Raw genomic sequence first — 26,964 nt, forward strand, 5'->3', positions numbered from 1 at the left:
CTTACAGCTAAAAATTTATCGTCGATTATGAAGCGATACACGAAGTTTTGCTAATCTGCTTACGCAGGAGGAATTTTGAATACAGCAAATGGAGTATTAACCCGATTTCTCAAACTGATGCCAAAGCACATTAAACCGAAATTTAATACCGTTGACGAGTTGTTAGCGTGGCATCGTGAACAAGCTAAATTGGACTCAAACCGAATCTCCGAAGAAAATCGAGTCAGAAGGCTGAATAATATCATGGGTAACTCCGGTATTTCTGAACTTTATCAGCATTGTACTTTTGACAACTTTGAGGCTTTGACGACGGAACAAAGACAAGCGAAATTCAAAGCAAAAAACTATGCTGACAATTTTGGAAAATATTTTGGTGGATTTGTTTTTAGCGGTCATTCTGGCACAGGCAAAAATCATCTGGCAGCAGCAATAGGTAATCACTTAATTCAAGACGGACTGAGTATTTTAATTGTCACTTTTCCTGAGCTGATGATGAGATTGAGAAAAACTTACGAGAGCGCCCCTAAATATACCGAATCACAATTAATCGATGATTTGTGCGGTGTTGATTTGCTCGTATTTGATGATGTTGGCGTTCAGAGAAACAATCTCAATGAAGGACTAGTCATTTTCCAAATTATCGATCGTAGAACATCAAGCAAAAAACCAACCGGAATTTTGACCAATTTACCGCAACAACAATTAACCGAGGTATTGGGGGAGCGAATCGTCGATCGCTTAAGGATGGGCAAACCTACCGTAGTTAATTTCAACTGGTCAAGCTACCGCCGGAAAATTCAATAACAAATACGAGGTCAAAAATGAATAAAGCGCCATACTTTTTCAATCCGAACTTAAGCAGTGAAGAGCTTGAGGATTGGCTGGCTACGCAAAAAACTGCCTTAGCGCATTACAATAATTTAAAACGAGAAAAAGCCGCCTTGACTAAGCGGCTATCAGAGGTAGATCGGATATTAGAGCGTGCAAATCATTTCTTCACATCAGATAAACTGAGTTTTCCTTGGGATCCCAGTCCGCTTGTGAAAGCGAAGCTATCTTTGATGGGTGATGACAGTTAAACGCTTAATTAAATCAAGAGGTCAAATTATGGAAAACAAGGATAATTCAACTGAGAAACTGGTCACTATTGGCGACAGGCAAATAGACAAGGAAATTGCCAAGTACTGCTTGGAAAAAGTGGAACCAGCTATTTTTGAGGTGGTGACGCATTTGGTCAAAGAACGGTGTGAAAAAGCGGAGGTCATCGAAGCAGCAAAAACGACCGCCGAGGCGATCGTCGAAGGCATGACCTCTATTTTTCCTTCTTAACCGTATCGAGGAAGTTACAAGAATTATCACTCATTGTTTCAAGACGGATTTTATAAGTTTCCTCCAACTTCAAAATCTCACTAATGTATTCTTCCGGCGTAAGTTCTTTATCGTTGCGTTTTAAATATTCAACAGCCAAAGCACGAGCGTCGTATGGATAAAATACAGTTTAGACATAAAAAATTCCTTATAAGTTGAAGAGTGATAAGGATACCACCGAGCCTGACGTGGTGAAAAGACAGGCGTTTTCAAACAAAAATTCACGCCTCACTACCTCAAAAACCTCACCGGAAGAAATCACATGATGGAAAAGTATTCCAGCCCCTTGTCGTATCTATGGGCTGGGGCGACAACCGCTATTGGCATTCTCACGCTCGAAGAGTGGGTAGCTGTAGTGGGTATTGTCTGCACGATAGGGACATTTTTTGTTAATTGGTATTACCGCAAAAAGGAATTTGAACTCAAGGAACATCACTATGAAGATACCGAAAAAAATATTGATGGCAACGGGCGGTAGTGCGTTATTGCTGGCATCAAGCATGATAACGCATTTTGAGGGATTGAGGTTTAAGCCCTATTTCGATGGTGGTGGTATTCTTTCTGTTTGCTATGGACATACAGGTAACGATATTGAGCGTAATCGGACGTACACGCAAAAAGACTGCGATAAGTGGCTTGATGACGATTTAAGGGCGGTTAAACGCTATGTTGACCCGCTGGTTAAGGTCAATATCAATACACTGACTCAGGCAGCCCTTTACTCATTTGCTTACAACGTGGGTGTGGGCAATTTTGCCAAATCCACGTTACTCAAAAAGCTCAATGCAGGAGACCCACAAGGCGCTTGTGATGAAATGAAGCGATGGGTTTATGTTGATGGTAGAAAATGGAAAGGGTTAATGACCCGTCGAGAAATAGAGAGCGTAATATATTATGGCGACCTTACGCATTTGTCGTAGTGATTATTGCGGGGTTAATTATTTCACTGATTTTCATCAACGCACGTTACCAAACAGTCAAGCAAAACTACCACACGCTAAAACAGCAATATCACGAGCAAATTGAAGCGTTGAAATTGCAACAACAGAAGATAGATTCCTTGCACCAACTCGATATTCAACACACCGAGGAAGTGAATAATGCCAAAGCTGAAATTGCTAAGCTGCATGATGCTGTGCGTGCTGGCAACAAGCGGTTGCGCGTCAATGCCGTGTGTCATACATCCAAAACCGTTACCGCCCAGAGCCGATATGATGAAGCCACCCCACAACTTAACGCATCAGCTCGACAGGATTATTTCCGTTTCCGAGAAATGATAGTGGAGAATGAGAAGCAGACAGAATATCTACAGCAGTACATCAAAACTCAGTGTCAATTTCATTGATTCGATAATCAACAATATGTCAGGAGTAATAAATATGTCTTTGTACCCTTATAGAATAACAGAAGTATACGATTTTTCGACCAATAAAAGCCTCGAAGAATACCATCTTCAACCTTATATGTCCCATATGGGCAAGATTTCTCCTAAACTGGAGAATGGTATTTTGACCCTAAGTGAACATACGGCTGTTATCATAAAAGCGCTTCCTCTTATAGTCGGTAATAAGTATCGGATTGTACTAAAAAATGCTTCTGGTAATGTGGTTTTTAGTCAAAATAATAGTCGCTATTTTGGTTTTATGGAGAATCTTAAAAATGAAGACGTTAATGTTGAATGGCAAATAGAACCTAATATTTATGCTGATGGTGTAAAAGAGAAATTATATATTCATGCAGGATCTACTACTTTGAGTTTTTCTGGATATGAGATAGGAGAATGGGTGGATTAGCGAAATACGCAATAAAACGGCATCCTTCATATCGAGTAGGATGCTAACGCATTCCACACCAGATAATCTCAATATGAGTTCAATCAAATTACCCAAAACTCGCCACGGTAGCGAGGGTTTTCGTGTGCATTATGAAAATGCAGCAGGGCGATTTCATAAAAGTTTCAAAACGTTGGATGCAGCTTGCCGTTTTCTTTTTTTGAGTGAATCTGAGCGATTTGGTGAGATGACAGCAAAAGAAAAAGAGCGATGCCGAGATTGGCATCTTCGCAAGTTGATTCAGTTTTATGTGGGTAAAAAAGTCTCACAATGTGAAACGGGGCATTTGCGCCAAAGTTCCCTTGATACGATTAAACATGCATTGTTTTCGATTGACGAAACGTTGCAAGCAAAATTGGCGTTGAATATTCGTCCGAGTGAATTTAATGGCTTACCTGAGAATACGCTTAAACATCTGCATTCGGCTTATTTGTTGTTAAAAGCAATGCGAAATATTGGCGTGAGTCCAATACCAAAACTGAAAAAGAAAGTGGAAAAGCCGATTTTTATTCCGGCATTTTGCAATGTAGAAGAGATGATCAAGCAATCGCCTGTTCGTGAAAAGATAACTTTTATTTTGGCATCAAAATTGGGCTTACGGATAAGTGAAATCTTGGCATTGGACTATAGCGATATTCGTGAACAGAGAATTCACATCTCAAAGCACTTAACACGATATGGCGTTGTAAATTTGGGGATGAAAGCGGATTTGCAAAGGATTTTACCGCTGCCAAAAGATTTAATGCAATTTTTGGATAAAGAAAAGAGAGGAAAGCCTATTCCATTGTTGATGTCAGAACGTCAATCTCGTTTGTCATTAACGTACGGAAGAAGTGGGATTATCAAAAAACGGTTATTGGAATATGAGATTGGTACATTTCATAACTTACGGCATTTTGCTGCGATTTCATTAATCCAAAGAGGCTACGGAATAAATGTCGTATCGAAAATGTTGGGTCATCGAAGTATCAAAATCACGCATGATACTTATGGACGTTTTTGTCGGTCAGTTTTGGACATAGAAATTTAACATTTGCGTTTATTTTTTAATCACAATCCAAAACAGGTGGAAAGCGATCAAACTCAATAATCATGAAGTATTCAGTCGTATAAATCACAGAATAGCCAAAAACGCATAATTCCGAAGTCATACTTCCGAATTTTTGAAAATCAAAAAAACTAATAATTACAAATTATTAAGAGGGATTTCTTACGCATAGTTCCGAAGAATAAGTCCGAACTCAAAACGGCTAATTTCACGAATGTTGCACAAATGTTAATAAGAGGTTGTCATGTCAGGGAAAGCGAAATATCAAAAAGCGTATATTGATGACGTGATCAACCTGTCTTTGGTGAAAGGCAAAGTGTCAAATAACTTCATTGCAAAGTGGCTGCACGTTAACGAAAAAACAATCCGAAACTGGCGAAAGGATTATTACGAGTTTGATCATGCCTTTCATCATGCCGCGGACATTTTGAAAAAAGAGATCGCGGAAACGGCAAGGCAAAATACCAAAATGCGCACACGCAAAATCATTAAGAAAACCCCTGACGGCGAAACGACAACGATAGAAGAAGTATTACCCAGTCACAATGATATTGCCGTTTACAAAAAAATGGGGATTAACGAAGTCTTCTTTGACGAAGAAAAGCAGCAACGAAAAGAATATTTAAGATCGATACTTGAGCGCAAAAAAGCGGGTGAAATGACTTCACTGGAAGCAGCGCAATTTTTGGAGATTGAAGGTATTCCCGTTCCCAACACGCTATTGCTCGAAATTAAGCAATCATCAGATTTCAATGAATCGGAAGATATTTTCCCATCTATTATCCATGTTAACGCAGGAAGTTTTAACAATGACGAAAGAAATGGCAATTGATATTCCGCCTAAGTTAACCACAGTGTTTAACGGAAGTGCCCGTTATCGCTGTGCTTACGGTGGGCGAGGAAGTGGCAAAACACGTACCTTTGCGTTGATGTTGGCGGTTAAGGCTTTCAATGCCGCAAGGGTGGGTAAAAAAGGCGTGATACTTTGCGCCCGTGAATTCATGAACTCCCTTGAAGACTCCAGTATGCAGGAAGTAAAACAGGCAATACAAAGCGTCAGTTGGCTTAATGCCTTTTTTGATATTGGTGAAAGGTATATACGAACGAAAGACAAACGGGTTTCTTTTGTTTTCTGTGGATTAAGGCATAACTTGGATAGCCTTAAATCAAAATCATCGATTCTTTTTTGCTGGATAGATGAGGCTGAAAACGTACCGGAGTACGCATGGCAAAAATTAATCCCCACGGTACGAGAAGATGCTTCTGAAATTTGGGTGACGTGGAATCCTGAGCGAAAAGGGAGCGCAACCGATGTTCGCTTCAGACAGAAAAAACCAAGTAACTGTATTTCGGTTGATCTTAACTACAATGACAATCCGTGGTTTCCTAATGTTTTGGAGGAAGACCGGAAAAACGACCGGATCCGGCTTGATGCCAATACCTATGCGTGGATTTGGGAAGGGGCTTATTTGGAAAATTCCAATAAGCAAGTATTGAACGGCAAATATGATGTTGTTGAGTTTGATGATGATCTCTGGAAAAAAGCAGACCGATTGTTGTTTGGAGCCGATTTTGGATTTTCGAATGACCCTAGCACCCTGATACGTAGTTTCATCCTTGGTGACTGTCTGTACGTTGAATACGAAGCCTACAAGGTTGGCGTGGAATTGGACGCACTACCTCAATTCTATCAAGCGATACCGGAAACAAGACGTTGGCCAATTAAAGCAGACAACAGCAGACCAGAGACTATCAGCTACTTAAAACGACAGGGCTTTAATATTGCTCCGGCATCTAAATGGAATGGTAGCGTAGAAGACGGCATCGCGCACCTACGAGGCTTCAAAAAAATCATTATTCACCCGCGTTGCAAACACACAATTGAAGAAGCGCGGCTATATTCGTACAAAATTGACCGTAATACGGGTGATGTTCTGCCTGTCATTGTTGATGCTCACAATCACTGTTGGGACGCAGTGCGTTATTCTTTGGACGGGTATATCAAAGGCTCAGTCTCTTTTCTGGATACGCTATAGTGTATTACTGGAAGTACAAAAACGTTCGTTTTCGTACATCCTACAAAACGCCTGTACAAAAATAGGTTAAATTAATTTCGTACATCCTGTATAATAAGTACATCTATTTCGTACAGGAGAAATAAATATGTCACGGGTTTTTGCCTACTGCCGAGTATCCACCTTAGAACAGACCACCGAAAATCAACGCCGAGAAATTGAAGCAGCCGGATTTAACATTAAACCGCATCGAATTGTCGAAGAGAATGTTAGCGGTTCGGTGGCTGCTAATGAAAGAAATGGATTTGTCAGATTAACAGACAGATTAGAAGCAGAAGACGTTCTTGTGGTAACCAAATTAGACCGACTCGGGCGAAATGCCATGGATATTCGCAAAACCGTTGAAAACCTAGCCTCCTTAGGTGTTAAAGTTCACTGTCTTGCATTAGGTGGCGTCGATCTCACCAGCCCAGCCGGAAAAATGACAATGCAGGTGATTTCTGCTGTTGCTGAATTTGAACGGGATTTGCTAATTGAGCGCACTCAGGCAGGAATAGTCAGAGCAAAAGCACAGGGTAAAAAGCTCGGCAGACCTCGATCACTGGACGACAAACAAAGAGAAGAAGTGATATTGCATTTAAAAAACGGTCAAAGCATCAGTTCTCTTGCAAAAATCTTTAATACAACCAGACAAACGATCATGCGAATAAGGGATGCGGAATTTGCTACGGCAAAATATGGGGTTCCGGCGTAGAACCCCTAGCAAAAGAATTTGGCGCATCACGCGAAACCATTTATCGGTATTTGCGGACTGGCTAGGATTGAGGTAGTAGCCTATGAACTTCAGGTCGTGGTTTCTGAGATGCTTGCCAAAGTTCATATTGAGTTTGCATTTCGATCCACATTTCAGCACTTGTACCAATTGCGCTTTCTAGTCTTAAAGCCATATCAGCAGAAATACCTGAATTACCATTCAATATACGAGAAAGAGAGACTCTAGTAACACCTAATGCTTTTGCTGCCTCAGTCACTGAAACGTGGCTTAAATATTCACGTAAAACGATTCCTGGATGAGAAGGGTTATACATTCTAGTCATAATTACCTCAATGATAGTCTTGATAATCAACAAGGATCACGTCCTCACCTTCAAATTTAAACGTTAATCTCCAATTTCCATTAACAGATATTGCCCAGTGACCTTTTAGCGATTCTCCTTTTAATGGATGCAACTTCCAGCTTGGGGCTGACATATCAGAAGGTTTTTTTGCGACGTTTAAGGCGGTTAATTGCACTCGTAACTTTACAGCATGTTTAGCTTGAATCCCTGAAGTTACACCTGTTTTAAAAAATCGCTCAATCCCTTTGTGACGAAAATTCTTAATCATACATCACCTTGTAAAATGTATATATACACTATACAAAATGGTGATAAAAAAATCAATATAAGAGGTTGTATGTTCCTTTCTCTTAAACGAAAAAAATCACCCCAAAAACTCGCCGATGGCGGATTGGATAACTTGATGCGTGAGGTGAATGCGATAGGGGCGTCCACGACGACATTACCCTCTAGTTTTGCTGCACTTGGCATAACAGGTGCGGGCTATTTTGAAACCGACAAAGGCTTGGCGTGGCTCTATGAGCGTGTGTCAATTGTGCGGAAATATATCAACAAAACGTCAGGCGACTGTATCAAGCACTGGCGTACCGTGCGTTTTACGGGCGATGATGAAGCACGAACCGAACAACTGAATGATGTGTTCACGGGCGAAGAAAAGCGCCTTAACATCAAAAAGCACGCAGAACTGGCGTTAAAACTGGCTTCGCTCTACGGCGGTAGTCTGTTAATCGCGGTGACCGACGAAGAAAATCTGGAAAAGCCGCTCAATGTGAACAACGAACAGTTAAAAGGCTTTTTGGTCGTCCGGCAAGGCGAGTATCGCATTCGCAAAATCGCTACCAACATTTTTAGTCCGTACTTTAACAAGCCATTGTTGTTTGAGTTAGAAAGCGCCGAGAAAATACTTGTTCATCACTCCCGTTGTTGTTTGACGGTCGTTAATCAAATTACCAATAGCACCGTTAGAGCGAATGAAAAAGCCAATGATGGTAAAAGCGATATTTTGGCGTTTATCTCTGATTTACTCGGTTATCTTTACGTCAACGATGAAGTGCTTGGCATGTTGCGTGAGATGAAATCCGATATTTTCTTGCTGAAAGATTTGAACACGGGGATCACCAACGGAAGAGGCAAAGAAATTATCGACTGGCTGCAATTGGTATTGCAAGCCAAGAAAAGACACAACGTGTTGATGCTGGATGCAGACAGCCAGTATGAGCAAAAAGAGTTGTCGCTGGCAAATGTTTCAGACATCTGGACAAAAGCGCAAGACCGATTGGCGATTGCGATGGACAGACCGAAAACGATTTTGTTTGGCGATGGGGCAGCCGGATTTTCCACCGGACAGGAAGATTTGCAATCTTACTACGACACCATTTTCGAAATTCAAGAATCCCGTTTGCGCCCGATTATTAACTTCTTCGACAAATTCATTTGTGCCAAGCATGGCATTAGCGAAACGGAAGTCGCCTTTGAATTTGTCCAAATCAAAACGGAAAACAAAGCCGAGTCTGCCACTAATCTGAATACCGTGACCACGGCATTAATGTTGTTGCTGGAACACGGCGTGATTGAGCCACAAGACGCGCTCAATGAGTTAAACCGTCGTGAACTGGTTGACGTGAAAAACGTACCGGAAGTGACGATGATGGCAAACCTACTCAGTGAGGAGGATGACCGTGAATTTACCACCCAAGGGAAAATTAACGGGGAGGGAGTGTAAGCCGATTAATCCGAGTAAGCGCGCAGAAGTCTATTATGCCGCCTCAGTTAAACATCTTATTTCACTTTTTAAGCTCGTGGTTAAGCAAGAAATTGCCAGAGAAAATCAACAAAAAAATCTTGGCGATGCCAGCCCCAATTCTATCCAAAAACGCTTCCAAACCTTTAACCGCATTGTTGACCGTTTTTTAACGATTGACATCAGCGCATTTGCAACACGGGTCGCGCGTAATTTTGCCAACATTACTAATGCGGATAACAAAAAACGGTTAAGCCGTGAATTTGAGTCTGTGATTGCAATTAACCCCGCAGCGGTGTTGGACAGCAAACAAACGCAGGATTTCTTTAACGGCATGATTGGCGAAAACGTCCAGTTGATTAAAGGATTGCATACCGAGTCATTAAGCCATATACAAAAAATTGTGCAATCGATGATAGGCGGCAACAAAACGTTGCGCGACGCCGGAAAGGAAATCACGGCAGCGTTGAATATTCAGCAAAACCGAGGTATGCGGATTGCGATTGACCAAAGCCGCAAAGCAATGGGTGATTTAACCAATCTCAGAATGCAAAAATTGGGCATTAAGTTATATCGCTGGTCAGCGGTGATGGATAAGCGAAAAAACGGCGGAACCCGTCCCTCTCATGCAGCGATGAATAATCGCATTTGCCGATTTGATGACCCAAGCGTGTATTTCAACGAAAAAACCAAGCAGTGGGAAAAACGAAAACGGATTGGGGGCGTGGAACTTCACCCTTCGCAAGATTTTAACTGTCGCTGCGTTAGCAAAGTAATTTTACAAAGCATAGAAGGATTGAACGATGAACGGCAATAACCGATTGCCTATTGATATTAAGGGCGCACAGCAATTGGAAACGGGTTATCGCATCCCGAGCAAAATTGCCAAAGTGGGGATACAGGAATTTGAAGGCAAAGAACTCTCCAGTCATGTTCCTAATTTGCTCCCCACCCAACGCTACAAGGTTGAGGTATTACCCGAAGACCTTTTTGACGCTGAAACCATCGCCTCGTTTGAGGGAAAACCGCTTACCTTTTTCCATGCACCCAATAACGAGGTGACCAGTGATAACTGGAAGGAAACCGCTATTGGGCATGTGCAGAATGTGAAACAAGACGGCGATTATCTTTCAGCCGATGTTTTCCTTTATGACGCTGAGGCGATTGCTGCCATTAAAAATTACCAAATCAAAGAACTCAGTTGTGGTTACAAGTCGTTTATTGAACCGACTGGCACAACGGGGATTGATTTCAAGAAAACCCATATCAGAGGTGACCACGTCGCAATTGTTGACGAGGGACGCTCTGGACATGATGTCAAACTAGGAGATAGCGCTGTGTCTATGAAAGCAAAACTCGCTGCCGTTAAGGGTCAGCATACGTTGGGGGATGAGGGCGAAACACCCGATACCCTTGATACTCTATTGATTCAGATGAGTGATTACATTCAGTTGCTCACCGAATCCGCCGATGAAGCCACCAAAGAAATTGGCGAGATATTAACGGGATTAATCGGAAAAGCCCAAAGTCTGAATGTGACGCCGTCACCTACCAGTGAGGTTAAGCAAGGCGATGCAGCCAGTGAAATCACCTCCGTGCCTGAAAATACAGAGGTTACCGATGATAAATCGCTGATTGAGACGCTGAAAAAGCAGCTTGAAGAACTGACGGAAAAACTCAAAGCACTGGAGGAAGAAAACGCCCGACTGAAAGCTGAAAAAGAGCTAGCCGAAACGGAAGCCGAAGCGAAGTCAACGTTTGGGGATGTGGCAATTGGACATGCCCGAACCGCACGGCAAATCAAGGAAAATGTGATTATTGCGAAAGGTTTGGTGACACAACAGGAAGCCAGAAAACTCGGCGATTCTGCGATTAACGGTAAGTATGACTATCTCATCAATCGTCAGCGTGAACAGAATAAGCCACGATTAAATCTTGGCGATAGAAAACCCACTAAATCCGCATCACAACGCCTAGGAGGTCGCTAATGGCATTTGGATTCACAAATTGGGATTCCGATAAAGGAACCTTGCGCGCGGGCACAATCTATCGCGCCTCAAGCTCCAATGACAAAGTGTGGGGCGAAGAAAACAACACCACGACTGACCTACCCTACGGCGTGTTTGTGGCGGTGAACCCTGACGGTGGTGTTAAGCCGATTTCTGCTGCCACCGATGTTATCCACGGTATCGTGGTGAGGGATATTTACAGCGAGAAAGCACCACACAACAAGCAAGTCAATATAGGGCATTTTTCCCACGGTGATTGCGTTGGGGCAGCAACGGCAAAAGATGAAACCTTTAAACGGGGCGATAAAGTTTATGTGGTCGCAAAAGGTGACGATGTTGGCAAAGTTTCCAAAACGGCAACAGGCAATATTGATTTGGGGTATTGGGTTGAGAATGTCAGTTCAGGCAGTCAGTGCGTGGCAATAACGCTTGGCTTCATACAAAAGGTAGGAGAATAACCGATGGCAATTGAAGAAGCCTATTTTGAAACGGTGTTGCAAGGAGCGTTAACCGAACGTGACACGCAGCTACAGGAAAAACAGTTACCTGAAATCAATATCGGGGAGGCAATCCCAATCAACGAAGGACTGGATTTTGCCGATGAATACGTAGAATACGGTATTACCGAGGTGTTGGGCTCTGTCAAAGACGGCATTATCGGCAACAAAACCAACTCGCTGGTGACGATTGATAGCACCATTGAGATGTACAAAGCGCCTGTTTGCCAGTGGGCAAAAGCCGTTGTATGGACACAACAGGAGCTTGATGGTTAGGAAATTGAATCGCTTTTAAAGTGAGTAGCAAAAGCCATCCCTTATTGCAAAAAGGAGATGGGGATCGATTTATTGTGTTTAGTGCCAGTTAACATTTCCTCAGAGAGTGTAATTTCTAACCTGATTTCCTTATTTTAGACACATTGATCCTGCGTTTAGCTGCGTAACCATCGCTTTTTCTCCAGGTTATGCAGTCTTTCTGACAACAATTCCGTTGCTTTTTTACCCATTTGCGCCCCGGTGAAAAGCAGCCTGTCGCCACACAGAATACATTTGTACGGATCGGTACGCAGAAATCCTTTCATCAGCACAGAAAAACCTGGGTTCTCCGGTTTTTTACGTGCCGTCATCTCAAGTGCCTTATACACTTTCGGCAATAGTTTTCCTCGTTTACGATTCGACAAAAAACCAGAGTAACGCACCATTTTAAAATGCCTGGCCGGAATATGGCTTATATAGCGTCTAATCATCTCTTCCTGCGGCAGAGTCTGCTGCCGATGCTGGCCAGTTCGGTGGTCATGGTAGTGATGAACAACGGCACCCCCTCGGTAATGCCGCAGTTTTGACGCAGATACCGGTGGGCGTTTAAGGTAGCGACCGAGGTACTTAACACTATGCCATGCCCCTTTCGTTTTTTTAGCAAAGTGCACTTTCCAATAACGTCCGTACTGCGCCCTCAAGTAACGCCGCCAATGTTTTTTGTCACGGATATGGCCAAGACCGGGAAGAAGGCCAGGGTTAATTAAATCATAACTGTGACGCAGTAGTCGGATAACAGCCCCTCGCCAGATTTCTTCGACATCCTTTTTTTTGAAAAACAGCTTTCGCCATACACTATGTTTACTATCCAAACCCCCTCGAGTGACGGAAACATGAACATGCGGATGTTGATTGAGTTGCCGGCCATAAGTATGCAAGGCACAGAAAATACCAATTTCGATACCCTGTTTGCGAGCCAACTGCAGCATAGCTCGAGTGGCTGCCCGAAACAGAGCATTAAGTAGCGGCCAGTTATTGTTAAAAAAAGGCCAAAGGAGATGTGGCATGGTGAAAGTAATGTGTTGCCAGTCGCAGTCGGGTAAAATATGAACCTGCTGTGCTAACCACTGCTCGGTGGCTTTAAAGCCACATGAACTGCAGGCTTTTGACTTACAGCTTTGGCAGAAAAAACGGCTGTGAGAACAATCAGACGAAGCGCAACAATAGCGCCGGACACCCATGGCACAAGTGCCGCAGGCAAGCATGCGCTCCACAGATAAACTCGTCCACGAACTAACGCTATCGCCGTATTTTTCGAGGAATTTATTCCAACCGTCATCAATGGTGAAAAGTAGTTTAGCAGGACGAGGGATATACATCTGACTCAATTACCTTATGGGCATCTTGCCAAAGAAACAGAAATTGTCAGATTCGTCAGCCCAGTTATCGGTGTGTTTATCCCAGGGTTCAAAGGAAACAGGGATTATTCCCAGCTCCGTATAGGTGATGAATTCATCGGCAGGCAGACTTTCAGTTATTCCCCCCTCAGTGTAGTCGTATCCAGCGTCATCGGCTTGGTCTTGGCGTTGTTCAAAACTCCTGATAATCGTGACTAGCGGCGGGTAATACTGCGTGTCGAGAAAAAATTGGGGGCCGAGTCGGACGCAGTGGCGTATGGCTTCTTTTAGGGTGTCATAAAAAAATTCAGGCGGTCTGTCATCATCATTTTCGGGTGGGAGAGAGATCATAAAACGTTTCAGATAAACAGGCGTTGTGGCACGTGAAGTGACGGGCAGCCTGCCTGATTTAACCGGTTTACGCTTTCTGGGAGATTTATTGCGAGCCATCGAGATGAATCCCTGAAAAAAATTAACCTACTGCAGAGTATAAAACAGTACTCAACTCATTAACATCCCCGAAGCAGCACCGCTGCGCCGCTCACGCGTAGCGTGCTACGTTCGCAAACAAAAAGCCGTCTATATGCCGATGGTGGACGGTGTTATCAAACGTGCCCGTCAATCCGGTCAGGTAGCTAATATCATTGCAAAAGTGGTTTATGCTCAAGACGAGTTTGAATATGTGATTGACGAAAATGGCGAGCATTTAACGCATCGTCCGTCGTTTGTTGACGGTGATGAGATAGTGAAAGTCTATGCCTTCGCCAAACTTAATAGTGGTGAACTCGTTGTCGAAGTGATGAGTCGTGCTGACGTGGAAAAAATACGGGATACGGTACAAAGCGCAAAATACGACTCAAGTCCGTGGGTGAAGTGGTTTGATAGAATGGCACTCAAGACAGTGATTCATCGCCTCGCTAGACGGCTTCCTTGCGCTTCTGAGCTATTTTTGATGCTTGAGGTATACGAAGGATGTAAATTCAACAGAAAAACCGCTTAGAATGGCTCCTGCTTCGTTTAAACGGCTATCACTGAGGGATGTTCTGCGCGAACGAAACGAAAAACAGCGTCAAAAAGCAGAAACGGTGATAGAAGCACCAACAGAAACACAACCAGCAACCCATCCAAAACTGGAAGCCGCATTAATTGCCCTCGACGATGCCACCGACGAAAAAAACCTTGCTGAAATCGTTGAGTATTGTACAGTATTGTCCGCCGAGTTGTCTGAGGACGAAAAAATACAACTCAGAGAGAAAATTAAAGTTAGCAAAAAGCGGTTAATTCCAGCCAAAAAAGATAGCGAAGTGTGGATCGCAAGGCTGGCCAACGGCACAGGCGACGCTTGGCGATTTCCAGACGGTGAAATCGTCCACGGATTTTTTGAGGCCGAGAGGAAAGCTAAAGAGATGGGCGTGGTACTTGAAAAGAGAAAACAATACCGATTTAGTCCCAGTCATTGACTTAAATGTTATCACTAACCTATAATGTATTTGCAATGCACTTGCATTATAGGTGAGTAAATGGAAAATTTAACCATTAGAATATCCAAACAAGATAAAGAATTGCTGAAAGATTTTGCAGATTTTAACGGTATTTCTGTTTCAAATCTGTTAAGACAGTCAGCGCTTGAACGTATTGAAAATGAAATTGATATCAAGCTTTATCAGCGCGCAAATAAAATTATGAAAGAAATGACTGATGATGATGTTATTAATCATGATGAGCTAATCTCTGATTTAGGTCTTGATGATGTACACAGTTAAATATCATAAAAATATTGTAAAAACTTTAAAAGGAATCAGTAAATCAGACCAATTATTTATTTTATCTTGGATAAATAAAAACCTAATTAACACCAAAAACCCAAGAATTTATGGAAAATCTTTAAATGGAGAAAAAAAAGGTTTATGGCGTTATCGGGTCGGGAATTATCGAATTGTGGTAAATATTCAAGATAAAGAATTAATTATTCTAATAATAGATATTGGTCACAGAAAAGATATTTATCGTTGAGATTGCAAAACAAACGCTAATGACAGGGATGGATACGCAATCGGTGATGAAATTTACGGGTTTAACTGATTCTGAAATGAGCAACTTGATGGTTAGGAATCTCAATCAATACAGTAAGGCATTAATGGAGGTGTTTTGAACTCAATATTTCTATTAAATTCTGACAGTTTTCTCGTTGATTAACCATGAGAACAGTAATTCGGTTAAATTATCATCTAAAAGCCTAATAATAGGCACACTGCTCCTAGGCTGCGGTTTGTAACCATCGTTTTTTGACCATTTTATCCCGCCTTTCTGACAGTAAAGTGACGGCGTGTATTCCTTTTTCCGCACTCATAAACCGCAATCGGTTTCCACATAAAATACATTGGTACGGGTCAGTATTTAAAAAACCTTTGATAAGGGCCCCAAACCCAGGTTTTTCAGGCACATTAGGAGATATCATGTCTAACGCCTCATACACCTTCGGTAATAAGCACCCGCGTTTGCGATTGGCTAAAAAACCGTAATAACGGATCATCTTAAAATGTCGCGCAGGGATATGACTGACATAACGCCGTATCATTTCTTCTTGGGATAAGGTCTGTCGTCTGTATTGTTGGCTGTGGTGGTCATAGTAATGATGAACCACGGTGCCGCCGCTGTAGTGTTTCAATTGAGAAGCGGAGATAGGGGGACGTTTAAGATAACGGCCCAGATATTTCACATTATGCCAGGCCCCGCGTGTCTTTTTGGCAAAATGTACTTTCCAATAACGTTGAAACTGGGCATTAAGGTAACGGCACCAGGTCTGATAATTGCGAATGTGCCCGAAGCCAGGCAATTTATTGGGTTGTAACTGAAAATAGTTATCCCTAAGGAGTCGAATGACCGCACTGCGCCAGACCTTTTCAACGTCTTTCTTTTTAAAGAAAATCGGTTTCCAGGTGTCATATTGAGTGAGTCCCCCACGCGTGACGGATAAATGAATATGCGGATGTTGATTGAGTTGGCGACCGTAAGTATGCAGCGCACAAAAAATGCCAATTTCGAGGCCTTGGCGCTTGGCGTGTTTGAGTATGGCGCGGGTTGCACAGCGAAAGAGTTGGTTGAGCAAGTACCAGTTATTGTTAAAAAAAGGCCAAAGTAGGTGAGGCATAGTGAGGGTAATATGTTGCCATTCGCAATCCGGCAAAATATGGCGCTGCTGGGCAATCCACTGTTCGGTGCCTTTGAGGCCACACGCACTGCAGGCTTTGGATTTACAGGTTTGACAAAAGAAGCGTGAATGAGAGCATTCAGGTGAAGAACAGCAATAACGGCGAACGCCCATAGCGCAGGTGCTGCAGGCGAGCATCTTTTCGACAGAGAGTAGTTGCCATTGTCACCGATCATGCAAAACTGATCCACTAACGATCATCTAAAACTGATCCACTTGGTATTATTCGCACATTTTTGTACGGATAATTTATGTTAACCAAGGAGATATTTGTGGATATTCATGTTCGCTTTGCACAAGGACAAAGCCTTCGAAAAATTGCCAGTGAGTTGGGTATATCCCGTAACACCGTAAAACATCATTTACAACAACAGACAATGCCAACTTATGCTAAAAGAAGTCAACAACCGACTAAATTATCCCCCTTTAAACCTTATTTGCTTCAGCGAATTGAACTGGCTAAACCTGATTGGATCCCTGCAACAGTCTTATTTGATAAGGTAGTTGAAAACGGCTATCAAGGTGGTATTGCTCAATTACGCCGATTTGTTTGTCAATTTAAACCAAGCATTGTTCCCGAAGTAGTCGTCCGTTTTGAAACACAGCCAGGTCAACAAATGCAAATCGACTTCACCAGCATCCGGCGAGGTAAAAAATCGCTGAAAGCGTTTGTTGCAACGCTAGGCTATTCGCGTGCGAGTTATGTAAAGTTCTTTGATAATGAACGAGCAGAATCGTGGCAGCAAGGTTTAAGAGAAGCTTTCGACTACTTTGGTGGTGTACCACAGGAAGTATTGTGTGATAACGCAAAATCCCTCATCATCGAACGGGATGCTTATGCAGAAGGTGATCATAAATTACATGTCGAAATGCTTCAAATGTCGAAAGATTACGGGTTTAAATTGAAGGCTTGCAAGCCCTACAGGGCAAAAACGAAAGGGAAAGTAGAGCGCTTTAACCACTATTTAAAAAACAGCTTTATCGTGCCATTAAACACCGACCTTCGTGCTCATAATCTTGAACTGGATATTGAAATAGCTAATGCAAAAGTGGGTCCATGGTTACAACGCGTTGCCCATCAGCGAATTCATGGAACAACGTTAGAGAAGCCAGCAGATAGATTAGCTAAGGAAGTTAAGTCTCTTCTACCCTTACCAGCAAGGGTTTGCCAATCTATCCCACAGACTAATACGCTTAATATCCCTATCGTACCGCCCCTTGAATCTGTCAGTTTGCAACACTCAATCAGCGTATACGAAGCATTACTGGGAGGTGAACATGTTATTGCATGAACAAATTGAACACCTGTGTGAGTCATTGAAATTAAATTCTATTCCGACTCATTGGTCATCACTTGCCGAAAAATGCATTGCCCAAGACAAAAGCTACGGAGAGTTTTTACTGTCCCTGTTAAAATGTGAGCAACAACAACGAGATGAACGAACTCGTAATCTTTTGAGTCGGATGGCAGGATTCCCAGCACATAAAGAACTTAATACGTTCGATTTTAAGTTTGCAACGGGGATCCCCAAACAACACATACAGGAATTAAGCGCATTAACGTTTATTGAACGTAATGAAAATGTCGTGTTGCTTGGCCCAAGCGGTGTAGGCAAAACGCATTTAGCTATTGGGTTAGGATTAAAAGCAGTACAGGCCAAGAAGAAAACCCGCTTTACCACGGCAGCTGAACTGATGTTGCAACTCTCAACTGCCAAACGACAAAATAAGCTCAAACAATATCTATCACGTTCGGTGATGGCCCCGAAGTTGTTGATTATCGATGAGATTGGATACCTACCGTTTGGGCGAGAAGAAGCAAACCTGTTTTTCAATGTGATTGCCAAGCGTTATGAGCATGGCAGTGTCATATTGACGAGTAACCTATCATTTGGGCAATGGCCAAGTGCTTTTGCTGATGACGCAACATTAACTGCCGCTATGCTTGATCGTTTACTTCATCATTCGCATGTACTGCAATTAAGCGGTGAAAGCTACCGATTGAAAGATAAGCGGCGCTCAGGAGCAATAACTGAGTAAAACAGTGGATCAATTTTGATTGATCGGATTTAGATAAAAAGTGGATCAGTTTTCGGTGATCGTTGACACTGACCCGTACCAATGTATTTTATGTGGAAACCGATTGCGGTTTATGAGTGCGGAAAAAGGAATACACGCCGTCACTTTACTGTCAGAAAGGCGGGATAAAATGGTCAAAAAACGATGGTTACAAACCGCAGCCTAGGAGCAGTGTGCCTATTATTAGGCTTTTAGATGATAATTTAACCGAATTACTGTTCTCATGGTTAATCAACGAGAAAACTGTCAGAATTTAATAGAAATATTAAGTTCAAAACACCTCCATTAATGCCTTACTGTATTGATTGAGATTCCTAACCATCAAGGAAAAATGTGTTGCGGTCGAACACCCATGGCAACTTTACACGATGGAAAACAAATTTGGAGAGAAAAAGATTTAAATCAAATTTGGCCTGACAGATACTGTATAAATAACCGGTAACTGTCAGATCTAGTTTGAGCTACTACAATTTAATTCAGATGTTGTTTTTCAATAAATGGAATCTTCACCTTGAGGGCGGGTTTTAAATCTACGGTGTAACCAAAGATACTGTTCTGGTGCTCGTAATATTTCTTTTTCCACCACTTTATTCATATAGGCTGCGGCGGCCACTTTATCATCTTTCGGATAATTAGTTAATTCTTCACCTATTATCAAACGATATCCATCCTTATCCTTATTGCGTATCAGTACTATTGTTAACATAGCTGGTTCCGCTAACTTTGATAATACAAATGTCCCGTTTGTTGTCGCTGCGTTTTTAACAGAAAAGAAAGGTGCAAAGACACTACCTTTAGGGCCATAATCTTGGTCTGGTGCAAACCAGACACATTCCCCACTTTTTAGTGCTTTTACCATCTCCCTTAAATTTTTTCTATTAATCATTGCCTTATTTGAACGCATTCGTCCCTTGGTTTGTACCCATTCCATCACCTTGTTGTTGTGCGGTCGATACATAGCCATCATCGGTTGGCATAATCCTGTAATTCTGCCGCCAAGTTCTAGCGACATGAAATGTATACCAATAACCATGACGCCGCGCTTCTCTGTTGTTACCTTCTGTAAGTGAGTTATTCCATGCACAGTAAATAGTTTTCTTACGCGTCTGTCAGGCCAGAACCATGCTATTCCAGTCTCAAGTAATGCTATTCCTAACGAAGAAAAAACATCTTTAATAAGTTCTTCTCTTTTATTTAATGAAATAAGAGGAAAGCATAATTCTATATTTCTGCGCGCTATTGCTTTTCTGCGATTTAAGAAGAATCCAGATAAACTACCAATCGTTGAACCCAGCCGTACAAGTAATGGATAAGGTAGTTGTACTAATAGAAAAAGGACTGATAATCCAAACCACGTTAACCAGTAACGAGGGTGAAGTAAAAATAGTGATAACTTTTCTTTTTTATGCACTTACTATCCATGTTCATGTTTTTTCACCCTAATATATCATATTCATAAGCGATTTACTCTATTGTTAGACGATTAAAAAAGCTCTGCTTCAAGCTCCCCCAATGACAGCATCTCTTCTTTGGGGGGATATTTAAGCCCTTTTTTAACCATTGATGAACGTAGCACGCTACGCGTGAGCGGCGCAGCGGTGCTGCTTCGGGGATGTTAATGAGTTGAGTACTGTTTTATACTCTGCAGTAGGTTAATTTTTTTCAGGGATTCATCTCGATGGCTCGCAATAAATCTCCCAGAAAGCGTAAACCGGTTAAATCAGGCAGGCTGCCCGTCACTTCACGTGCCACAGCGCCTGTTTATCCGAAACGTTTTATGATCTCTCTCCCACCCGAAAATGATGATGACAGACCGCCTGAATTTTTTTATGACACCCTAAAAGAAGCCATACGCCACTGCGTCCGACTCGGCCCCCAATTTTTTCTCGACACGCAGTATTACCCGCCGCTAGTCACGATTATCAGGGGTTTTGAACAACGCCAAGACCAAGCCGATGACGCTGGATACGACTACACTGAGGGGGTAATAACTGAAAGTCTGCCTGCCGATGAATTCATCACCTATACGGAGCTAGGAATAATCCCTGTTTCCTTTGAACCCTGGGATAAACACACCGATAACTGGGCTGACGAATCTGACAATTTCTGTTTCTTTGGCAAGATGCCCATAAGGTAATTGAGTCAGATGTATATCCCTCGTCCTGCTAAACTACTTTTCACCATTGATGACGGTTGGAATAAATTCCTCGAAAAATACGGCGATAGCGTTAGTTCGTGGACGAGTTTATCTGTGGAGCGCATGCTTGCCTGCGGCACTTGTGCCATGGGTGTCCGGCGCTATTGTTGCGCTTCGTCTGATTGTTCTCACAGCCGTTTTTTCTGCCAAAGCTGTAAGTCAAAAGCCTGCAGTTCATGTGGCTTTAAAGCCACCGAGCAGTGGTTAGCACAGCAGGTTCATATTTTACCCGACTGCGACTGGCAACACATTACTTTCACCATGCCACATCTCCTTTGGCCTTTTTTTAACAATAACTGGCCGCTACTTAATGCTCTGTTTCGGGCAGCCACTCGAGCTATGCTGCAGTTGGCTCGCAAACAGGGTATCGAAATTGGTATTTTCTGTGCCTTGCATACTTATGGCCGGCAACTCAATCAACATCCGCATGTTCATGTTTCCGTCACTCGAGGGGGTTTGGATAGTAAACATAGTGTATGGCGAAAGCTGTTTTTCAAAAAAAAGGATGTCGAAGAAATCTGGCGAGGGGCTGTTATCCGACTACTGCGTCACAGTTATGATTTAATTAACCCTGGCCTTCTTCCCGGTCTTGGCCATATCCGTGACAAAAAACATTGGCGGCGTTACTTGAGGGCGCAGTACGGACGTTATTGGAAAGTGCACTTTGCTAAAAAAACGAAAGGGGCATGGCATAGTGTTAAGTACCTCGGTCGCTACCTTAAACGCCCACCGGTATCTGCGTCAAAACTGCGGCATTACCGAGGGGGTGCCGTTGTTCATCACTACCATGACCACCGAACTGGCCAGCATCGGCAGCAGACTCTGCCGCAGGAAGAGATGATTAGACGCTATATAAGCCATATTCCGGCCAGGCATTTTAAAATGGTGCGTTACTCTGGTTTTTTGTCGAATCGTAAACGAGGAAAACTATTGCCGAAAGTGTATAAGGCACTTGAGATGACGGCACGTAAAAAACCGGAGAACCCAGGTTTTTCTGTGCTGATGAAAGGATTTCTGCGTACCGATCCGTACAAATGTATTCTGTGTGGCGACAGGCTGCTTTTCACCGGGGCGCAAATGGGTAAAAAAGCAACGGAATTGTTGTCAGAAAGACTGCATAACCTGGAGAAAAAGCGATGGTTACGCAGCTAAACGCAGGATCAATGTGTCTAAAATAAGGAAATCAGGTTAGAAATTACACTCTCTGAGGAAATGTTAACTGGCACTAAACACAATAAATCGATCCCCATCTCCTTTTTGCAATAAGGGATGGCTTTTGCTACTCACTTTAAAAGCGATTCAATTTCCTAACCATGAACGTAGCACGCTACGCGTGAGCGGCGCAGCGGTGCTGCTTCGGGGATGTTAATGAGTTGAGTACTGTTTTATACTCTGCAGTAGGTTAATTTTTTTCAGGGATTCATCTCGATGGCTCGCAATAAATCTCCCAGAAAGCGTAAACCGGTTAAATCAGGCAGGCTGCCCGTCACTTCACGTGCCACAACGCCTGTTTATCTGAAACGTTTTATGATCTCTCTCCCACCCGAAAATGATGATGACAGACCGCCTGAATTTTTTTATGACACCCTAAAAGAAGCCATACGCCACTGCGTCCGACTCGGCCCCCAATTTTTTCTCGACACGCAGTATTACCCGCCGCTAGTCACGATTATCAGGAGTTTTGAACAACGCCAAGACCAAGCCGATGACGCTGGATACGACTACACTGAGGGGGGAATAACTGAAAGTCTGCCTGCCGATGAATTCATCACCTATACGGAGCTGGGAATAATCCCTGTTTCCTTTGAACCCTGGGATAAACACACCGATAACTGGGCTGACGAATCTGACAATTTCTGTTTCTTTGGCAAGATGCCCATAAGGTAATTGAGTCAGATGTATATCCCTCGTCCTGCTAAACTACTTTTCACCATTGATGACGGTTGGAATAAATTCCTCGAAAAATACGGCGATAGCGTTAGTTCGTGGACGAGTTTATCTGTGGAGCGCATGCTTGCCTGCGGCACTTGTGCCATGGGTGTCCGGCGCTATTGTTGCGCTTCGTCTGATTGTTCTCACAGCCGTTTTTTCTGCCAAAGCTGTAAGTCAAAAGCCTGCAGTTCATGTGGCTTTAAAGCCACCGAGCAGTGGTTAGCACAGCAGGTTCATATTTTACCCGACTGCGACTGGCAACACATTACTTTCACCATGCCACATCTCCTTTGGCCTTTTTTTAACAATAACTGGCCGCTACTTAATGCTCTGTTTCGGGCAGCCACTCGAGCTATGCTGCAGTTGGCTCGCAAACAGGGTATCGAAATTGGTATTTTCTGTGCCTTGCATACTTATGGCCGGCAACTCAATCAACATCCGCATGTTCATGTTTCCGTCACTCGAGGGGGTTTGGATAGTAAACATAGTGTATGGCGAAAGCTGTTTTTCAAAAAAAAGGATGTCGAAGAAATCTGGCGAGGGGCTGTTATCCGACTACTGCGTCACAGTTATGATTTAATTAACCCTGGCCTTCTTCCCGGTCTTGGCCATATCCGTGACAAAAAACATTGGCGGCGTTACTTGAGGGCGCAGTACGGACGTTATTGGAAAGTGCACTTTGCTAAAAAAACGAAAGGGGCATGGCATAGTGTTAAGTACCTCGGTCGCTACCTTAAACGCCCACCGGTATCTGCGTCAAAACTGCGGCATTACCGAGGGGGTGCCGTTGTTCATCACTACCATGACCACCGAACTGGCCAGCATCGGCAGCAGACTCTGCCGCAGGAAGAGATGATTAGACGCTATATAAGCCATATTCCGGCCAGGCATTTTAAAATGGTGCGTTACTCTGGTTTTTTGTCGAATCGTAAACGAGGAAAACTATTGCCGAAAGTGTATAAGGCACTTGAGATGACGGCACGTAAAAAACCGGAGAACCCAGGTTTTTCTGTGCTGATGAAAGGATTTCTGCGTACCGATCCGTACAAATGTATTCTGTGTGGCGACAGGCTGCTTTTCACCGGGGCGCAAATGGGTAAAAAAGCAACGGAATTGTTGTCAGAAAGACTGCATAACCTGGAGAAAAAGCGATGGTTACGCAGCTAAACGCAGGATCAATGTGTCTAAAATAAGGAAATCAGGTTAGAAATTACACTCTCTGAGGAAATGTTAACTGGCACTAAACACAATAAATCGATCCCCATCTCCTTTTTGCAATAAGGGATGGCTTTTGCTACTCACTTTAAAAGCGATTCAATTTCCTAACCATGAACGTAGCACGCTACGCGTGAGCGGCGCAGCGGTGCTGCTTCGGGGATGTTAATGAGTTGAGTACTGTTTTATACTCTGCAGTAGGTTAATTTTTTTCAGGGATTCATCTCGATGGCTCGCAATAAATCTCCCAGAAAGCGTAAACCGGTTAAATCAGGCAGGCTGTGTAATGGTCAACAAATTCTGTAGAAGATCTAAGCGGCATTTTTTAGTTCATGATATTTTTGATGTGGCGTTAAATAACCAATCGTTGAATGGCGTCGATAATAATTGTAAAACTGAATATAATTTTCAACTTCACAGACAACAGATTGATGATTCATAAACGATAAACGGTTAAGTCTTTCTGTCTTTAAACTCCTAAAAAATCTTTCCATCACGGCATTATCGAGGCAATTACCTCGCCGACTCATGCTTTGAGTTATTTTCCGTTCAAAGAGGTGCGCCCTAAACTCCTCCGATGAATATTGGCAACCTTGATCTGAATGGAACATCAAACTTGTCGTATCCGGTAATTGCCGTTCAATTGCGTTATCTAAGGCTTCTTTCACTAATTTCGAATCCGGTTTTGTTGATAAGGCATAACCAATAATTTCTTTGGTGGCTAAATCCAACACACAGGCTAAATAGCTCCACCCATAGTGATGTCTAATATACGTGATATCCCCGACATAATAGTGATTATGCTGTTCAGGGGAAAATTGTCGTTTAAGCAAATTAGGGGCATATCGATGTTCGTTACCCAATGAGTGATAGTAGTGCTTTTTCGTTGGTCTAATTGCAACTAATTGATTTAATTTCATGATGTTCGATATTTTATAAGTGCCAATTTGGTGCCCTAAACCCTTTAACTCGGCTTGAATACGTCTTTTGCCATAAATTTGACCCGATGTATAAAAAATACGTTTGATTTCGCCACACAGTCTTTCATTTTCAACTGTCGGTATTTTCGTTTCATAATAAAAACTACTGCTGCTTACTTCAAAAAGATGGCATAACTCAGTGACCGTAAAATTGGAGTACATGATTTTCAGTTGCTTCACGATTTTGAGTTTTGATTGTCGAGGATGAAGTAAGCCGCGGCTTTTTTTAATATGTCATTATCCCTCTGAGCACGCTTAAGTTGAACTTCTAATTCTTGTATGCGCTGTTGCTCGGGTGTTAACGCTTTTGATTTTACAGGCGTATTCCCATTTAACTCGGCAAGATATTGTTGCTTCCATCGTGATACGGCAGATTTACCCGCACCGGATATTTTTTCAACTTGGATATTGCTATATCCACCTTCAACCATGAGTTTTGCATATTCCAGTTTTTGCTTTCCGCTAAAGGTTACTTTTACTTTTCGGGTCATATTTATACCTATAAGATTTTGCTTAATTATAAGCTATAAATCTCTACAGTTTTATTAGACCACTACACCCGCCGCTAGTCACGATTATCAGGGGTTTTGAACAACGCCAAGACCAAGCCGATGACGCTGGATACGACTACACTGAGGGGGGAATAACTGAAAGTCTGCCTGCCGATGAATTCATCACCTATACGGAGCTAGGAATAATCCCTGTTTCCTTTGAACCCTGGGATAAACACACCGATAACTGGGCTGACGAATCTGACAATTTCTGTTTCTTTGGCAAGATGCCCATAAGGTAATTGAGTCAGATGTATATCCCTCGTCCTGCTAAACTACTTTTCACCATTGATGACGGTTGGAATAAATTCCTCGAAAAATACGGCGATAGCGTTAGTTCGTGGACGAGTTTATCTGTGGAGCGCATGCTTGCCTGCGGCACTTGTGCCATGGGTGTCCGGCGCTATTGTTGCGCTTCGTCTGATTGTTCTCACAGCCGTTTTTTCTGCCAAAGCTGTAAGTCAAAAGCCTGCAGTTCATGTGGCTTTAAAGCCACCGAGCAGTGGTTAGCACAGCAGGTTCATATTTTACCCGACTGCGACTGGCAACACATTACTTTCACCATGCCACATCTCCTTTGGCCTTTTTTTAACAATAACTGGCCGCTACTTAATGCTCTGTTTCGGGCAGCCACTCGAGCTATGCTGCAGTTGGCTCGCAAACAGGGTATCGAAATTGGTATTTTCTGTGCCTTGCATACTTATGGCCGGCAACTCAATCAACATCCGCATGTTCATGTTTCCGTCACTCGAGGGGGTTTGGATAGTAAACATAGTGTATGGCGAAAGCTGTTTTTCAAAAAAAAGGATGTCGAAGAAATCTGGCGAGGGGGCTGTTATCCGACTACTGCGTCACAGTTATGATTTAATTAACCCTGGCCTTCTTCCCGGTCTTGGCCATATCCGTGACAAAAAACATTGGCGGCGTTACTTGAGGGCGCAGTACGGACGTTATTGGAAAGTGCACTTTGCTAAAAAAACGAAAGGGGCATGGCATAGTGTTAAGTACCTCGGTCGCTACCTTAAACGCCCACCGGTATCTGCGTCAAAACTGCGGCATTACCGAGGGGGTACCGTTGTTCATCACTACCATGACCACCGAACTGGCCAGCATCGGCAGCAGACTCTGCCGCAGGAAGAGATGATTAGACGCTATATAAGCCATATTCCGGCCAGGCATTTTAAAATGGTGCGTTACTCTGGTTTTTTGTCGAATCGTAAACGGGGAAAACTATTGCCGAAAGTGTATAAGGCACTTGAGATGACGGCACGTAAAAAACCGGAGAACCCAGGTTTTTCTGTGCTGATGAAAGGATTTCTGCGTACCGATCCGTACAAATGTATTCTGTGTGGCGACAGGCTGCTTTTCACCGGGGCGCAAATGGGTAAAAAAGCAACGGAATTGTTGTCAGAAAGACTGCATAACCTGGAGAAAAAGCGATGGTTACGCAGCTAAACGCAGGATCAATGTGTCTAAAATAAGGAAATCAGGTTAGAAATTACACTCTCTGAGGAAATGT

The 26,964-nt window shown here is 42.9% G+C and carries 34 protein-coding genes and 3 pseudogenes; 29 read left to right on the forward strand and 8 right to left on the reverse strand.

Features of this window, described 5'->3' with window-relative positions; translation table 11 throughout:
- Window positions 1-75 precede the first annotated feature (75 nt).
- Genes ArsFIN_RS21405 through ArsFIN_RS21415 form a run of 3 tightly spaced genes read left to right on the forward strand, consistent with a single transcriptional unit; the run spans window position 76 to window position 1,329 of the window.
- Window positions 76-804 carry an ATP-binding protein gene (locus tag ArsFIN_RS21405; RefSeq protein WP_246067538.1) on the forward strand — a complete coding sequence of 243 codons (729 nt, stop codon included), beginning with the start codon at window positions 76-78 and terminating at the stop codon, window positions 802-804.
- A gap of 17 nt (window positions 805-821) precedes the next feature.
- Entirely contained in the window at window positions 822-1,079 is a 258-nt protein-coding gene (locus tag ArsFIN_RS21410) for a hypothetical protein (RefSeq protein ID WP_135678628.1), read from the forward strand.
- 28 nt (window positions 1,080-1,107) lie between these two features.
- Entirely contained in the window at window positions 1,108-1,329 is a 222-nt protein-coding gene (locus ArsFIN_RS21415; RefSeq protein ID WP_135678630.1) for a hypothetical protein, read from the forward strand.
- On the opposite strand, the gene ArsFIN_RS26685 is transcribed toward ArsFIN_RS21415, so the two are convergent.
- Window positions 1,313-1,468, reverse strand: coding sequence for a hypothetical protein (locus ArsFIN_RS26685; protein ID WP_167876735.1), 156 nt, complete (start codon window positions 1,466-1,468; stop codon window positions 1,313-1,315). The genes ArsFIN_RS21415 and ArsFIN_RS26685 overlap by 17 nt on opposite strands.
- Before the next feature lie 165 nt (window positions 1,469-1,633).
- Between ArsFIN_RS26685 and ArsFIN_RS21420 the strand changes: the two genes are divergently transcribed.
- The 9 genes from ArsFIN_RS21420 to ArsFIN_RS28960 all read left to right on the forward strand — a co-directional run bounded on the left by ArsFIN_RS21420 (window position 1,634) and on the right by ArsFIN_RS28960 (window position 7,082).
- Window positions 1,634-1,846, forward strand: coding sequence for a phage holin family protein (locus ArsFIN_RS21420; RefSeq protein WP_135678622.1), 213 nt, complete (start codon window positions 1,634-1,636; stop codon window positions 1,844-1,846).
- Window positions 1,806-2,288 (forward strand): lysozyme, encoded by a 483-nt coding sequence (locus tag ArsFIN_RS21425; protein WP_135678632.1) that lies wholly within the window; start codon window positions 1,806-1,808, stop codon window positions 2,286-2,288. The genes ArsFIN_RS21420 and ArsFIN_RS21425 overlap by 41 nt, the downstream gene beginning before the upstream one ends.
- A complete protein-coding gene (locus ArsFIN_RS21430) occupies window positions 2,216-2,713 on the forward strand; it encodes a lysis protein (RefSeq protein ID WP_135678501.1) in 498 nt (165 codons plus the stop codon). Before ArsFIN_RS21425 ends, ArsFIN_RS21430 begins: the two co-directional genes overlap by 73 nt.
- A 34-nt stretch (window positions 2,714-2,747) precedes the next feature.
- Window positions 2,748-3,161, forward strand: coding sequence for a hypothetical protein (locus ArsFIN_RS21435; RefSeq protein WP_135678499.1), 414 nt, complete (start codon window positions 2,748-2,750; stop codon window positions 3,159-3,161).
- Window positions 3,162-3,234: 73 nt separating this feature from the next.
- Window positions 3,235-4,230, forward strand: coding sequence for a tyrosine-type recombinase/integrase (locus ArsFIN_RS21440; protein WP_167876733.1), 996 nt, complete (start codon window positions 3,235-3,237; stop codon window positions 4,228-4,230).
- A 262-nt stretch (window positions 4,231-4,492) separates the two neighbouring features.
- Complete coding sequence (locus ArsFIN_RS21445) at window positions 4,493-5,080, forward strand: hypothetical protein (RefSeq protein WP_026824067.1); 588 nt, start codon at window positions 4,493-4,495, stop codon at window positions 5,078-5,080.
- On the forward strand, window positions 5,058-6,284 hold the full coding sequence (locus tag ArsFIN_RS21450) for a PBSX family phage terminase large subunit (protein WP_135678495.1): 1,227 nt from the start codon (window positions 5,058-5,060) through the stop codon (window positions 6,282-6,284). Before ArsFIN_RS21445 ends, ArsFIN_RS21450 begins: the two co-directional genes overlap by 23 nt.
- Before the next feature lie 127 nt (window positions 6,285-6,411).
- Window positions 6,412-7,017, forward strand: coding sequence for a recombinase family protein (locus ArsFIN_RS21455; RefSeq protein WP_135678475.1), 606 nt, complete (start codon window positions 6,412-6,414; stop codon window positions 7,015-7,017).
- Complete coding sequence (locus ArsFIN_RS28960; protein WP_370520691.1) at window positions 6,999-7,082, forward strand: helix-turn-helix domain-containing protein; 84 nt, start codon at window positions 6,999-7,001, stop codon at window positions 7,080-7,082. Before ArsFIN_RS21455 ends, ArsFIN_RS28960 begins: the two co-directional genes overlap by 19 nt.
- Here ArsFIN_RS28960 and ArsFIN_RS21465 read toward each other — a convergent pair.
- Both ArsFIN_RS21465 and ArsFIN_RS21470 read right to left on the reverse strand, forming a co-directional pair.
- Window positions 7,079-7,360, reverse strand: coding sequence for a HigA family addiction module antitoxin (locus tag ArsFIN_RS21465; protein WP_135678477.1), 282 nt, complete (start codon window positions 7,358-7,360; stop codon window positions 7,079-7,081). The genes ArsFIN_RS28960 and ArsFIN_RS21465 overlap by 4 nt on opposite strands.
- 7 nt (window positions 7,361-7,367) lie before the next feature.
- Complete coding sequence (locus ArsFIN_RS21470; RefSeq protein WP_135678479.1) at window positions 7,368-7,649, reverse strand: type II toxin-antitoxin system RelE/ParE family toxin; 282 nt, start codon at window positions 7,647-7,649, stop codon at window positions 7,368-7,370.
- Between the two features lie 15 nt (window positions 7,650-7,664).
- Between ArsFIN_RS21470 and ArsFIN_RS21475 the strand changes: the two genes are divergently transcribed.
- From ArsFIN_RS21475 to ArsFIN_RS21495, 5 genes are read left to right on the forward strand one after another with little or no spacing between them, the layout of a single operon-like run.
- Window positions 7,665-9,104 carry an anti-CBASS protein Acb1 family protein gene (locus ArsFIN_RS21475; RefSeq protein WP_135678481.1) on the forward strand — a complete coding sequence of 480 codons (1,440 nt, stop codon included), beginning with the start codon at window positions 7,665-7,667 and terminating at the stop codon, window positions 9,102-9,104.
- Window positions 9,061-9,939, forward strand: coding sequence for a phage head morphogenesis protein (locus ArsFIN_RS21480; RefSeq protein WP_167876732.1), 879 nt, complete (start codon window positions 9,061-9,063; stop codon window positions 9,937-9,939). Before ArsFIN_RS21475 ends, ArsFIN_RS21480 begins: the two co-directional genes overlap by 44 nt.
- Entirely contained in the window at window positions 9,926-11,110 is a 1,185-nt protein-coding gene (locus ArsFIN_RS21485) for a DUF2213 domain-containing protein (RefSeq protein ID WP_135678485.1), read from the forward strand. Before ArsFIN_RS21480 ends, ArsFIN_RS21485 begins: the two co-directional genes overlap by 14 nt.
- A complete protein-coding gene (locus tag ArsFIN_RS21490; RefSeq protein ID WP_135678487.1) occupies window positions 11,110-11,589 on the forward strand; it encodes a structural cement protein Gp24 in 480 nt (159 codons plus the stop codon). The genes ArsFIN_RS21485 and ArsFIN_RS21490 overlap by 1 nt, the downstream gene beginning before the upstream one ends.
- Window positions 11,590-11,592: 3 nt before the next feature.
- Window positions 11,593-11,904 (forward strand): DUF2184 domain-containing protein, encoded by a 312-nt coding sequence (locus ArsFIN_RS21495; RefSeq protein WP_246067524.1) that lies wholly within the window; start codon window positions 11,593-11,595, stop codon window positions 11,902-11,904.
- A 155-nt stretch (window positions 11,905-12,059) separates the two neighbouring features.
- Here the strand turns inward: ArsFIN_RS21495 and ArsFIN_RS21500 are convergent, their stop codons facing one another.
- Together ArsFIN_RS21500 and ArsFIN_RS21505 are read right to left on the reverse strand one after the other, a co-directional pair.
- Window positions 12,060-13,262, reverse strand: coding sequence for an IS91 family transposase (locus tag ArsFIN_RS21500; protein ID WP_135678014.1), 1,203 nt, complete (start codon window positions 13,260-13,262; stop codon window positions 12,060-12,062).
- 9 nt (window positions 13,263-13,271) lie between these two features.
- The gene (locus tag ArsFIN_RS21505) at window positions 13,272-13,730 is read right to left on the reverse strand and encodes a hypothetical protein (RefSeq protein WP_135678317.1); all 459 of its coding nucleotides are present in this window, start codon (window positions 13,728-13,730) and stop codon (window positions 13,272-13,274) included.
- An 82-nt stretch (window positions 13,731-13,812) separates the two neighbouring features.
- Between ArsFIN_RS21505 and ArsFIN_RS21510 the strand changes: the two genes are divergently transcribed.
- Genes ArsFIN_RS21510 through ArsFIN_RS21525 form a run of 4 tightly spaced genes read left to right on the forward strand, consistent with a single transcriptional unit; the run spans window position 13,813 to window position 15,293 of the window.
- Window positions 13,813-14,280 (forward strand): recombinase RecT, encoded by a 468-nt coding sequence (locus ArsFIN_RS21510; protein WP_276489436.1) that lies wholly within the window; start codon window positions 13,813-13,815, stop codon window positions 14,278-14,280.
- Window position 14,281: 1 nt separating this feature from the next.
- The gene (locus ArsFIN_RS21515) at window positions 14,282-14,740 is read left to right on the forward strand and encodes a hypothetical protein (RefSeq protein ID WP_026824131.1); all 459 of its coding nucleotides are present in this window, start codon (window positions 14,282-14,284) and stop codon (window positions 14,738-14,740) included.
- 60 nt (window positions 14,741-14,800) lie between these two features.
- Window positions 14,801-15,043 (forward strand): type II toxin-antitoxin system RelB family antitoxin, encoded by a 243-nt coding sequence (gene relB, locus ArsFIN_RS21520; protein ID WP_026824132.1) that lies wholly within the window; start codon window positions 14,801-14,803, stop codon window positions 15,041-15,043.
- Window positions 15,030-15,293 carry a type II toxin-antitoxin system RelE family toxin gene (locus tag ArsFIN_RS21525; RefSeq protein ID WP_211229687.1) on the forward strand — a complete coding sequence of 88 codons (264 nt, stop codon included), beginning with the start codon at window positions 15,030-15,032 and terminating at the stop codon, window positions 15,291-15,293. Before relB ends, ArsFIN_RS21525 begins: the two co-directional genes overlap by 14 nt.
- 244 nt (window positions 15,294-15,537) lie before the next feature.
- Here the strand turns inward: ArsFIN_RS21525 and ArsFIN_RS21530 are convergent.
- Window positions 15,538-16,656 (reverse strand): annotated as a pseudogene (locus ArsFIN_RS21530) (IS91 family transposase); the annotation flags it as partial.
- An 86-nt stretch (window positions 16,657-16,742) separates the two neighbouring features.
- On the opposite strand from ArsFIN_RS21530, the gene istA reads away from it, so the two are divergent.
- The 3 genes and pseudogenes from istA to ArsFIN_RS26690 form a co-directional block, all read left to right on the forward strand.
- Window positions 16,743-17,783: an IS21 family transposase gene (istA, locus tag ArsFIN_RS21535; RefSeq protein WP_135677398.1), complete on the forward strand. Its 1,041-nt coding sequence runs from the start codon at window positions 16,743-16,745 to the stop codon at window positions 17,781-17,783.
- Window positions 17,770-18,531 (forward strand): IS21-like element helper ATPase IstB, encoded by a 762-nt coding sequence (gene istB, locus ArsFIN_RS21540; RefSeq protein ID WP_135677409.1) that lies wholly within the window; start codon window positions 17,770-17,772, stop codon window positions 18,529-18,531. Before istA ends, istB begins: the two co-directional genes overlap by 14 nt.
- Before the next feature lie 67 nt (window positions 18,532-18,598).
- Window positions 18,599-18,736 (forward strand): annotated as a pseudogene (locus ArsFIN_RS26690) (IS91 family transposase); the annotation flags it as partial.
- A 324-nt stretch (window positions 18,737-19,060) separates the two neighbouring features.
- Here ArsFIN_RS26690 and lpxP read toward each other — a convergent pair.
- Complete coding sequence (gene lpxP, locus ArsFIN_RS21545) at window positions 19,061-19,981, reverse strand: kdo(2)-lipid IV(A) palmitoleoyltransferase (protein WP_026824150.1); 921 nt, start codon at window positions 19,979-19,981, stop codon at window positions 19,061-19,063.
- Between the two features lie 267 nt (window positions 19,982-20,248).
- Here lpxP and ArsFIN_RS21550 point away from each other — a divergent pair, with 267 nt between their 5' ends.
- The 4 genes from ArsFIN_RS21550 to ArsFIN_RS21565 all read left to right on the forward strand — a co-directional run bounded on the left by ArsFIN_RS21550 (window position 20,249) and on the right by ArsFIN_RS21565 (window position 23,866).
- Window positions 20,249-20,707: a hypothetical protein gene (locus ArsFIN_RS21550; RefSeq protein WP_210409124.1), complete on the forward strand. Its 459-nt coding sequence runs from the start codon at window positions 20,249-20,251 to the stop codon at window positions 20,705-20,707.
- 9 nt (window positions 20,708-20,716) lie between these two features.
- Window positions 20,717-21,919, forward strand: coding sequence for an IS91 family transposase (locus tag ArsFIN_RS21555; protein WP_135678014.1), 1,203 nt, complete (start codon window positions 20,717-20,719; stop codon window positions 21,917-21,919).
- Between the two features lie 276 nt (window positions 21,920-22,195).
- On the forward strand, window positions 22,196-22,654 hold the full coding sequence (locus ArsFIN_RS21560; RefSeq protein WP_135678317.1) for a hypothetical protein: 459 nt from the start codon (window positions 22,196-22,198) through the stop codon (window positions 22,652-22,654).
- 9 nt (window positions 22,655-22,663) lie between these two features.
- Window positions 22,664-23,866 carry an IS91 family transposase gene (locus ArsFIN_RS21565; RefSeq protein ID WP_135678014.1) on the forward strand — a complete coding sequence of 401 codons (1,203 nt, stop codon included), beginning with the start codon at window positions 22,664-22,666 and terminating at the stop codon, window positions 23,864-23,866.
- 359 nt (window positions 23,867-24,225) lie between these two features.
- Here the strand turns inward: ArsFIN_RS21565 and ArsFIN_RS21570 are convergent.
- Window positions 24,226-25,385 (reverse strand): IS3 family transposase gene (locus ArsFIN_RS21570; RefSeq protein WP_135678367.1). Its coding sequence is split into 2 segments (ribosomal slippage): window positions 24,226-25,106 and window positions 25,106-25,385, totalling 1,161 coding nucleotides; the frame shifts between segments, so codons are not numbered across the junction.
- A 311-nt stretch (window positions 25,386-25,696) separates the two neighbouring features.
- Between ArsFIN_RS21570 and ArsFIN_RS28965 the strand changes: the two are divergent.
- Window positions 25,697-26,900: pseudogene (locus ArsFIN_RS28965) on the forward strand (IS91 family transposase).
- Window positions 26,901-26,964 lie beyond the last annotated feature (64 nt).

Origin of the sequence: Arsenophonus nasoniae, from assembly GCF_004768525.1 — a bacterium.
GTDB lineage: Bacteria > Pseudomonadota > Gammaproteobacteria > Enterobacterales > Enterobacteriaceae > Arsenophonus > Arsenophonus nasoniae.